At 73.6% G+C, this 9358-nt stretch carries 9 protein-coding genes; 2 read left to right on the top strand and 7 right to left on the bottom strand.

Annotated features, from left to right (window positions below; all coding sequences use genetic code 11):
- Nucleotides 1–276 precede the first annotated feature (276 nt).
- Complete coding sequence (locus ACZ4UX_RS26380; protein WP_359836046.1) at nucleotides 277–1212, top strand: serine/threonine dehydratase; 936 nt, start codon at nucleotides 277–279, stop codon at nucleotides 1210–1212.
- 28 nt (nucleotides 1213–1240) lie between these two features.
- Here ACZ4UX_RS26380 and ACZ4UX_RS26375 read toward each other — a convergent pair whose 3' ends face one another.
- The 7 genes from ACZ4UX_RS26375 to ACZ4UX_RS26345 all read right to left on the bottom strand — a co-directional run bounded on the left by ACZ4UX_RS26375 (nucleotide 1241) and on the right by ACZ4UX_RS26345 (nucleotide 7178).
- On the bottom strand, nucleotides 1241–2551 hold the full coding sequence (locus ACZ4UX_RS26375; RefSeq protein ID WP_465708481.1) for a DUF2254 domain-containing protein: 1311 nt from the start codon (nucleotides 2549–2551) through the stop codon (nucleotides 1241–1243).
- Between the two features lie 119 nt (nucleotides 2552–2670).
- Nucleotides 2671–3453 (bottom strand): urease accessory protein UreD, encoded by a 783-nt coding sequence (locus ACZ4UX_RS26370; RefSeq protein ID WP_465708480.1) that lies wholly within the window; start codon nucleotides 3451–3453, stop codon nucleotides 2671–2673.
- A gap of 23 nt (nucleotides 3454–3476) precedes the next feature.
- A complete protein-coding gene (gene ureG, locus ACZ4UX_RS26365; RefSeq protein WP_352294307.1) occupies nucleotides 3477–4169 on the bottom strand; it encodes an urease accessory protein UreG in 693 nt (230 codons plus the stop codon).
- Complete coding sequence (locus ACZ4UX_RS26360) at nucleotides 4159–4824, bottom strand: urease accessory protein UreF (protein WP_465708479.1); 666 nt, start codon at nucleotides 4822–4824, stop codon at nucleotides 4159–4161. Before ACZ4UX_RS26360 ends, ureG begins: the two co-directional genes overlap by 11 nt.
- On the bottom strand, nucleotides 4824–6560 hold the full coding sequence (locus ACZ4UX_RS26355; protein ID WP_465708478.1) for an urease subunit alpha: 1737 nt from the start codon (nucleotides 6558–6560) through the stop codon (nucleotides 4824–4826). Before ACZ4UX_RS26355 ends, ACZ4UX_RS26360 begins: the two co-directional genes overlap by 1 nt.
- Nucleotides 6553–6879, bottom strand: coding sequence for an urease subunit beta (locus ACZ4UX_RS26350; RefSeq protein ID WP_465708477.1), 327 nt, complete (start codon nucleotides 6877–6879; stop codon nucleotides 6553–6555). The genes ACZ4UX_RS26355 and ACZ4UX_RS26350 overlap by 8 nt, the downstream gene beginning before the upstream one ends.
- Nucleotides 6876–7178: an urease subunit gamma gene (locus ACZ4UX_RS26345; protein ID WP_465708476.1), complete on the bottom strand. Its 303-nt coding sequence runs from the start codon at nucleotides 7176–7178 to the stop codon at nucleotides 6876–6878. Before ACZ4UX_RS26345 ends, ACZ4UX_RS26350 begins: the two co-directional genes overlap by 4 nt.
- Before the next feature lie 389 nt (nucleotides 7179–7567).
- Between ACZ4UX_RS26345 and ACZ4UX_RS26340 the strand changes: the two genes are divergently transcribed.
- A complete protein-coding gene (locus tag ACZ4UX_RS26340) occupies nucleotides 7568–9232 on the top strand; it encodes an APC family permease (RefSeq protein WP_465708475.1) in 1665 nt (554 codons plus the stop codon).
- Nucleotides 9233–9358: the final 126 nt, after the last annotated feature.

Genomic DNA, 9358 nt, shown 5'->3' with positions numbered 1-9358 from the left:
TGGTGTGGAGCCTAGACACCTCCACCACACCGGAGGTCTTCACCTTTGATCAAGCCCCTGCGCCGTCAACAACGCTCGTGGTCAATACAGCTAGCGGGCGGGCGGCGGAAGAATCACGGAACGCATGGCGGCCAGCCTACGCGGCCGCCCGGCCCCGACCCCTGTGCGGCCCCCGCCGGGCAGTCGTGATCTTCTGCTGGTGGGCCGCCGCGACGTACCGTCGGCGGTGACGCGGTGGAAGTCGGCTTCCACCCCCGGACCGGGAGGAGCAGCAGCGTGGAGCACCTGACGTACGGCGAGGTCGAGGCGGCCGGGCGGCGGATCGCGGGGCGGGTGCGGCCGGTGGTGGTGGCACCCGGGGACGACGGCGGGCGGGTCTGGCTGGCCCTGGAGTACCTCCAGCACACCGGCAGCTTCAAGGCCCGCGGGGCGCAGAACTTCCTGCTCGCGCACACCGAGGCGGGCACCCTCCCGGCCGCCGGGGTGACCATCGCCTCCGGCGGGAACGCCGGCCTGGCCTGCGCCTGGGCGGCCCGCGAACTCGGCGTGCGGGCCACCGTGTTCCTGCCGGAGACCGCGCCCGCGGTCAAGGTGGCCCGGCTGCGCTCCTACGGGGCCGAGGTGCGGCTGGCGGGCCGCGAGTACGCCGAGGCGCTGGCGGCCTGCGAGGAGTTCGCGGCGGACGGCGGCGCGCTCGCCTCGCACGCGTACGACCACCCGCTGATCGCGGCCGGGGCCGGGACGGTGCTGGACGAGATCGTGGCCCGGCTGCCCGGCCTGGACACGGTGGTGGTCTCGGTGGGCGGCGGCGGACTGTTCGCCGGGGTGGCCGCCGCGGCGCGGGAGCACGGCGTCCGGGTGGTGGCGGTGGAGCCGACGGGGAGCCGGGCACTGGGCGCGGCCCTCGCGGCCGGCCACCCGGTGGACGTCCCGGTGGACTCGGTGGCCGCGGACTCCCTGGGGGCCCGCCGGGCCACCGCGCTGGCCGTGCACGCCGCCCGGCAGGACGGCGTCCGCACCGTGCTGGTACCGGACGACGCCATCGTCCGGGCCCGGCAGGCGCTCTGGGACGAGCGGCGGATCGCCGTCGAGCACGCGGCGGCCACCGCGCTCGCCGCGGTGACGGAGCTGGACGACGTGGCCGGCGAGCGGATCGCGGTGCTGCTCTGCGGCGCCAACACCGACCCCTCCGACCTGGTGGCGGCCGGGTAGTCGGGCGGCGGCCCGGCCCCGGGGCTCCTCAGCCGATGCCCTGCCGGTCCGGCAGCAGGGCGAAGGCGCGGACCTCCGGATCGGGCAGCTGCTCGACCACGGCACGGTCCAACAGGCGCCGCTGCTCCAGGAGTTGCGAGCGCCGCTGGTCGGGGCTGATCAGCAGGAGGTCGTCCAGGGCGGCCGCCAGCCGGCGGGTCACCTGCGGGTGGCCCGCCCCGCAGAGCCGGATCTCGGTGAACGCGAGGTCGACCACGGACTGCCAGTCCGGCACCGGTTCGACCAGCCGGACGGCGCCGGCCCGGTCGCGGAAGCAGAGGTCCCCGAAGCTCTCGTGCACCAGCATCCCGAGCAGTTGGTGGATCCGGTCGATCGCCTGCACGGCGGTGGTCGGGTCGTTGACGGCGGGCGAGAGCGCGCGGATCGCGATGTCGACCAGCTGCCGGAACCCGAAGCTGAGGTCCTGGTGCATGGTGCGGTCGACGCCGACGTTGAGCGCCAGGGCGATCCGCCGCGGGCGCGGCGGCCGGTCGGCGACCCCGGCCACCCGGACGATCGGGGTGCCGGGCGTGATGAAGTCGCCGATCCTGGGCACCAGATGGAGCACCACGTCGTGCTTGCGGGCGATCCGGACCAGGCGGCCGATGTTGACGTCGCGCAGCACCCCGGAGCGCCCCTCGTGGAGCAGGGTGGGCGCCCCCTCGGGCACGGCCGGCGGCTGCGGCTCGGGCGGCATCCGTCGGTACTGGAGGATCACCGCCACCGACTCGTTGGCGACCCGGTCGATGACGTGCGGCACCCGCAGCAGCCGCATGGTGGACTGCACGTAGAGCACGAACAGCGCCAGGCTGAGCAGGACCAGCAGGAGGGAGCCGAGGCCGGAGAAGACCGGCACCGAGGTGACCTTCGCCGGGTCGGTGGAGTCGTCGTAGCTGAGCTGGACGAGCAGGGCGAACAGGAAGGTGGCCAGGCAGACCGAGAAGGTGGCCTTCGTGAGCCGGCTGCGGACGTACAGCCGCAGGACGCGCGGGGAGAACTGGCTGGCGCCCATCTGCAGGGCGACCAGCGAGATCGAGAACACCACGCCGATGAACGTGAGCATCGCCGAACTCACCGTGGAGACCACGCTCTTGGCCGCTCCGGTGAACCGCATCAGCTCGTCCGCCGAGCCGGTCTCGGCGACGCTGGCGGTGACCACGGCCTCGTCCAGCCAGGCCGTCACCCCGGAGAGCAGTACCGCGGCGACGCAGGTGACCAGCGGGGCGAACCAGAACGACTCCCGCAGGTGCTCGCGCAGCGGGGAGAGCGGGCGGTAGCGGCCGGGCCGGCGATCGGTCATCGCCCCAGGCTAGGGCTTGTCCGACCGTTCGCATCGGATCAGCGCCCGGCCGGCCGCGCGGGGGGCCGCCCCGCGGCGGCGGCCCCGCGGCGGCGGCCCCGCGCGCGCGGCCCCGGCGCTCAGTCCCCGTCGAGCACCCGCCGGAGGGCGAGCGCGTCGGGGGCCGCGGCGATGAGCAGCCGGGCGTCCGGGTCGGGCAGGGTGAGCAGGGCGGCGTCCCCGGCCTCGGGCCACCGCGGCGGCGCGGGCGGCGGGTGGCCGACGGTGAGCAGCTGGCCGGTGGCCCGGTGGCCGCCGAGGACGGCGGGACCGTCCCAGCCGGGGGCGCCGGGGCCGAGGTCGGTCCGCTGGTCCAGCAGGAGCCGGCCGGCGCGGCGCACGGTCAGCCGGGAGGTGAGCCGGCCGGGGCCGGCGGCCCGGGCCCAGTCGTGGTGGCGGCCGAGGATCTGCTCCTCGCGGTAGCGCAGCCGGGCACCCGCGGCGAGGGTGATCCGGGTGTGCAGCAGGAGGTGGCTGCCGGCGGCGGCGACCACCGGCTCGGGGCACCAGTCGAGTCGGGCGCCCTCCCCCACCGTCAGTTCGACGTCGTAGTGGGCGGGGCCGGGGCCGGGCAGGCTGATGGTGGCGGCCGCGCTGGTCACGGTGAGGGCCGCGCCGTCGGCCACCTCGACCGCGAGTGCCAGCCGGTCTCCGCCGAGCGGCGCGGCCATCGAGCCGACGAGCACCACCCGGGCTCCGCCGTCGGCGTCCCGGGTGCGCCGTGGGGCGAGCGGTCCGGCGCCGGAGAGGACAGGCAGGGCGGTCGCGCCCCGCCCGTCGGGTTCGGCCCAGATCCTGGCCCGGGCCACCAGCGCGGCCCGGGGCGCGTCGGCCGGGACGGGACCGGCCGCGGCCGTCGTCACCGGAGCCGTCACCGTGGGAGCCGTCACGGCCGGGTGCGCCAGTCGGCCAGCCGCTCCCGGACCCAGGCGGCGACCGGCGCCACGCCGTCGGGCGAGGTGAGCGCGGAGAACACGGTGGGCAGCGCGCCGCGCTGGGCGGCGGCGTCGCGGGCCATCACGTCGAGGTCGGCGCCGACCAGCGGGGCGAGGTCGGTCTTGTTGATCACCAGCAGGTCCGAGGTGGAGATCCCCGGGCCGCCCTTGCGCGGGATCTTGTCCCCGCCGGAGACGTCGATGACGAAGATCTGGTGGTCGACCAGGCCCCGGCTGAAGGTGGCGGTGAGGTTGTCGCCGCCGGACTCGACCAGGACGAGGTCGAGCGGCCCGACCGCCTCCTCCAGTTCCTCGACGGCCTCCAGGTTGGCGGAGATGTCGTCGCGGATGGCGGTGTGCGGGCAGCAGCCGGTCTCCACGGCGGTGATCCGCTCGGGCGGCAGGACGGCGTTGCGCAGCAGGAACTCCGCGTCCTCGGTGGTGTAGATGTCGTTGGTGACGACGGCCAGCGACAGCTCCTCGCGCAGCAGGCGGCAGAGCGCGGCGACGGTGGCGGTCTTGCCGGAGCCGACCGGCCCGCCGAGGCCGATCCGCAGGGCGCGCCGGCGGGTGCCGCCGGTGGCGGTGGAGGTGTAGGTGTGGCGGGCGGGGGCGTCGACGGGGTCGGCGTGGTCACGATGCAAAGAGGCGGACCTTCCAGGAGTGGTGCTGCTCGGCGTAGACGTCGAGCAGCGGCGCGGAGGCGGCGGGCAGCGCGTCCGGGTCCCCGCACAGGGCGGCGGTGACGGCGGCCTCGGCCACGGTGTCGAGTTCGGGGGCGAGCCGGGCCAGCGCGGCCGCGACCTCGTACGGGTCCAGGCCCAGCAGCCGCACGCAGGCGGTGGCCGGGCCGTTGACGCTCTCGTGGGCGGCGGCGGTCGCGGCCTGGGCGGGGGTGAGGCCGGCGGCCAGCGCGGCGGTGCCGAGGACGACGCTCTGGTGCGCGCCGCGCGGGAACTCGGCGACCAGCCGGTCGAGTCCGGGGTGCGGCCAGGCCGCGCGGGCGGCGCGGAGCAGTTGTCGGCCGAGCCGGCGGCTGGTGGCGCGCAGGGCGGGTGAGGCGGTGCGGGCCTCGGCGGCCGCGTCGAGCCGGCCGGCGTCCTGGCCGGCGGCGGCCGCCGCGGCCAGGGCGGCCGACACCAGACCGGTGGTGTGCAGCCGCCCGGTGAGGAAGGCCGTCATGCTCGCGGTGTCCCGCACCCGCCCGGACCGGACCGCCGCCTCGGCCCCGCCGGAGTGGGCGTGCCCGCCGGCGGGGAACCGGCCGTCGGCGAGCAGCAGGAGCGCGGCGAGGCCCATCAGAAGAGGAAGTACCGCTGGGCGAGCGGCAGTTCGGCGGCCGGTTCGGGGGTGACGAGTTCCCCGTCGATGGTGACGGTGAAGGTGTCGGGTTCGACCCGGACGTCCGGCCGCGCGCTGTTGTTGACCATCCGCTCCTTGGTGACCCCCCGGGTGTTCCGGATCGCGGTGAACGCCTTGGCGACCCCCAGTTGTTCGGCCAGCCGCTCGGGCAGGCCGTCCTCGATCGCCGCCGTCGCGGTGAAGTTGAGCGAGTTGGCCGCCGCCGAGCGCCCGATGGCGCCGAACATCGGCCGGGGCAGCATCGGCTGGGGCGTCGGGATGGACGCGTTGGCGTCGCCCATCTGCGCCCAGGCGATCTGGCCGCCCTTGATCACGAGGTCCGGCTTGACCCCGAAGAAGGCGGGTGACCAGAGCACCAGGTCGGCGAGCTTGCCCGGTTCGACCGAGCCGATCTCGCCGTCCAGGCCCTGGGCGACGGCCGGGTTGATGGTGTACTTGGCGACGTAGCGCCGGGCCCGGTGGTTGTCGGCCCGGCCGTCGCCGGCGAGCGGGCCGCGCCGGGCCTTCATCACGTGGGCGGTCTGCCAGGTGCGCAGGACCACCTCCCCGATCCGGCCCATGGCCTGGGAGTCGGAGCTGATGATGGAGATGGCGCCGAGGTCGTGCAGGATGTCCTCGGCGGCGATGGTGGACGGCCGGATCCGGGACTCGGCGAAGGCGAGGTCCTCCGGCACGTACGGGCTGAGGTGGTGGCAGACCATCAGCATGTCGAGGTGCTCGGAGACGGTGTTGACGGTGTGCGGTCTGGTCGGGTTCGTGGAGCTGGGCAGCACGTTCGCGGCGCCGACCACGGTGATGATGTCCGGCGCGTGGCCGCCGCCCGCACCCTCGGTGTGGTAGGCGTGGACGCCCCGGCCGGCGATCGCCGCGAGGGTGTCGCCGACGAAGCCGGCCTCGTTCAGGGTGTCGGTGTGGATGGCCAGTTGGGCACCGGTCTCGTCGCAGACCCGGAGGCAGGCGTCGATCGCGGCCGGCGTGGCGCCCCAGTCCTCGTGGATCTTGAACCCGAGCGCGCCGGCCCGCAGCTGGTCGTGCATCGAGGCCCGGTTGACGGTGTTGCCCTTGCCGAGCAGGCCGATGTTGACCGGCAGGCCGTCCAGTGCCGCGAAAACCCGGCCGAGGTGCCACGCCCCCGGGGTGATCGTGGTCGCCTTGCTGCCCTCGGCCGGTCCGGTGCCGCCGCCGACCAGGGTGGTGACCCCGGAGGCCAGCGCCTCGTCCACCAACTGCGGGCAGATGAAGTGGACATGGGCGTCCACGGCGCCGGCGGTGACGATCCGGCCGTTGCCGGAGATCACCTCGGTCTCCGGTCCGATCACCAGGTCCGGGTGGACACCGTCCATGGTCTCGGGGTTGCCGGCCTTGCCGAGGGCGGTGATCCGGCCGTCCCGGATGCCGATGTCGGCCTTGACGACGCCCCAGTGGTCGAGCACCACGGCGCCGGTGACGACGGTGTCCGGGGCGCCCTCGGCGCGGCTGGTCCGGGCCTGGCCCATCGACTCCCGGATCACCTTGCCGCCACCGAAGACGGCCTCGTCGCCGCCGCGGCCGCGGTCCTCCTCGACCTCGATCAGCAGATTCGTGTCACCGAGCCGGATCCGGTCGCCGGTGGTCGGGCCGTACAGGTCGGCGTAGCGCTCGCGGGTCAGCCAGAGGGCGGGGCGGTCAGTCATCGAGCGCACCTCCGACCGCGCCGCGCAGGCCGAGGACCTCGCGCCGGCCGGCGATCGGGACGAGTTCGACCTCCACCGGGATGCCCGGTTCGAAGCGGACGGCGGTGCCGGCCGGGATGTTCAGCCGTAGGCCGCGCGCGGTGGGCCGGTCGAAGTCGAGGCCGGGGTTGGCCTCCCCGAAGTGGTAGTGCGAGCCCACCTGGACGGGCCGGTCGGCGGCGTTGACGACGGTCAGCCGGGTGACCGGCAGGCCGGGATTGAGGCCGATCGCGCCCTCCCCGTGGAGGATCTGCCCCGGGAACGCCCGCTCGCCGCTCACTGGATCGGCCCGTGCACGGTGACCAGCTTGGTCCCGTCCGGGAAGGTCGCCTCGACCTGGACGTCCGGGATCATCTCCGCGATCCCCTCCATGACGTCGTCCCGGGTGAGCACCTTGCGGCCGGAGTCCATCAGCTCGGCGACGGTCCGGCCGTCCCGGGCGCCCTCCAGGACGTGCGAGGTGATCAGCGCGACCGCCTCGGGGTGGTTGAGCCGCAGCCCCCGCGCCCGGCGGGCGCGGGCCACCTCGGCGGCCACGTGGATGAGCAGGCGTTCCTGCTCGTGGGGGGTGAGTCTCATCTGCGCGCACCTCGGGAGGAGTTCGAGCGCACGGACACAACGCTGTGCCGCGGTGGTGGCGCATACCGTAGCGAACGAACGACCCCGGCCACAGGGCACCTCACCGATTCCGCCCGGTATCCCTATGCGGCCGCCACTATTTCTATAACCCTATTTGCCGTCCACATTGCCGGATCTTGTGCGGAACCTCAATTCCGGCTCAAATGCTGGACCTACCGGCGAGTCACGTAACACACACATGAACAGGTGACCCCCTACCAGCGGGAATGTCTGGGGAAGTAGGTAAACATTCAGTAATGAAATCTGTGCATAGGCCTATGAATACGCCTACTGTGTGGCAACTCTCCGCGCTCCGTCCGCCGGGTTCCCACACCACAGAGAGACTTCGCATGGCATCCCTCAACCAGCTGTCCCCGCCGAGCACCGGCACCTCTCCCGATTCCGGGACACCCACCCATCGGTCGCTCCGCCGCGAGGTCGGCCTGATCGGCCTGCTGTGGGCCTCGGTGGGTTCGATCATCGGCTCCGGCTGGCTGTTCGGCGCCAAGAACGCCGTCATGGTCGCCGGGCCGGCCGCGCTCGTCTCCTGGGGCATCGGCGCCGTCGCGATCGTCCTGCTCGCCCTGGTGCACGCCGAGCTGGGCGGGCTCTTCCCGGTCGCCGGCGGCACGGCCCGCTACCCGCACTACGCCTTCGGCGGTCTGGCGGGCATGTCCTTCGGCTGGTTCTCCTGGCTGCAGGCCGCGACCGTGGCACCGATCGAGGTCGAGGCCATGATCGGGTACGCGGGGCACTGGGAGTTCGCCAAGAGCTTCCTGAACGACAACGGCACCCTCACCACCAGCGGCTTCATCGTCGCCGTGCTGCTGATGGGCGTTTTCGTCGCGGTCAACTTCCTCGGTGTGCGGGTGCTGGCCCACACCAACTCGATCGCCACCTGGCTGAAGATCTTCGTCCCGCTGCTGACGATCTTCGTGCTCGCGCTGACCAACTTCCACGGTTCGAACTTCACCTCGCACGGCTTCGCCCCGTTCGGCATCAAGGGCGTGCTGGCCGCGATCAGCTCCAGCGGCATCATCTTCGCGCTGCTGGGCTTCGAGCAGGCGATCCAGATCTCCGGCGAGAGCCGCAACCCCAAGCGCGACATCCCCCGCGCGGTGCTCGGCTCGGTCGCCATCGGCACCCTGATCTACGTCCTGCTCCAGGTCGTCTTCATCGGCGCGCTGCCGCTCAGCTCCTTCGCCAACGGCTGGGACAAGCTCGACTTCCCCGGCATCGAGGGCCCGTTCGCCGGCCTCGCCACCCTGGTCGGCCTCGGCTGGCTGGCCTGGGTGCTCTACTTCGACGCCATCGTCTCCCCCGGCGGCACCGGCCTGATCTACACCACCTCCACCTCCCGCATCTCCTACGGCCTGAGCAAGAACGGCTACGCGCCGCAGAAGTTCGAGCAGCTGGACAGCCGGGGCGTGCCGTGGTTCGGCCTGATCCTCTCCTTCGTCACCGGCGTCGTCTGCTTCCTGCCCTTCCCGAGCTGGCAGGAGCTGGTCGGCTTCATCACCTCCGCCAGCGTGCTGATGTACGCCGGCGCCCCGCTGGCCTTCGGCGCGCTGCGCCGCCGCCTGCCCACCCGTGAGCGCTCGTACCGGCTGCCGCTCGGCGGCCTGATCTCGCCGCTGGCCTTCGTGGTCGCCAGCCTGATCATCTACTGGGCCGGCTGGCACACCCTGTCCCGCCTGGGCATCGCGATCGTCCTCGGCTACGTGCTGCTCGGCAGCTACGCCGCCTACGCGATCCGCAAGGGCCTGCCGAACGCCCCGCGCCTGGACTGGCGAGCCGCCCAGTGGCTGCCGGTCTACCTGGTGGGCCTCGGCCTGATCTCCTGGCAGGGCGGCTTCGGCGAGGGCCGCGGCAACATCCCGATGTGGTGGGACATGGGCGCGGTCGCCGTCTTCGCCCTCGGCGTCTACTTCTGGGCGATCCGGGTCGCGCTGCCGGCCGAGGCCATCGAGCAGAACATCGAGGACATCGAGGTGGTCGACGCCGGCGGTCACTGACCCCTCGTCGGACACCACGGGGCGGGGGGGGGGGGGGGCGCCCGCTGGGCCCTACCACAGTTTCCCTATGCTCGCTGCTCCGTTTTGCGCACCGTAAGCCGCACCGCATCCACCTCAGCCCCCCGG

It is taken from the genome of Kitasatospora sp. NPDC028961 (assembly GCF_055564815.1).
The sequence above is the reverse complement of the archived record's forward strand: the minus strand, read 5'-3'. Positions and strand labels throughout refer to the sequence as shown.

Excerpts from the sequence above, each read along its gene's own strand:
- ACZ4UX_RS26355 (WP_465708478.1), bottom strand. The coding sequence starts at position 6,560 with ATGACTGACCGCCCCGCCCTCTGGCTGACCCGCGAGCGCTACGCCGAC.
- ACZ4UX_RS26375 (WP_465708481.1), bottom strand. The coding sequence starts at position 2,551 with ATGACCGATCGCCGGCCCGGCCGCTACCGCCCGCTCTCCCCGCTGCGC.
- ACZ4UX_RS26360 (WP_465708479.1), bottom strand. The coding sequence starts at position 4,824 with ATGGGCCTCGCCGCGCTCCTGCTGCTCGCCGACGGCCGGTTCCCCGCC.
- ACZ4UX_RS26340 (WP_465708475.1), top strand. The coding sequence starts at position 7,568 with ATGGCATCCCTCAACCAGCTGTCCCCGCCGAGCACCGGCACCTCTCCC.
- ACZ4UX_RS26345 (WP_465708476.1), bottom strand. The coding sequence starts at position 7,178 with ATGAGACTCACCCCCCACGAGCAGGAACGCCTGCTCATCCACGTGGCC.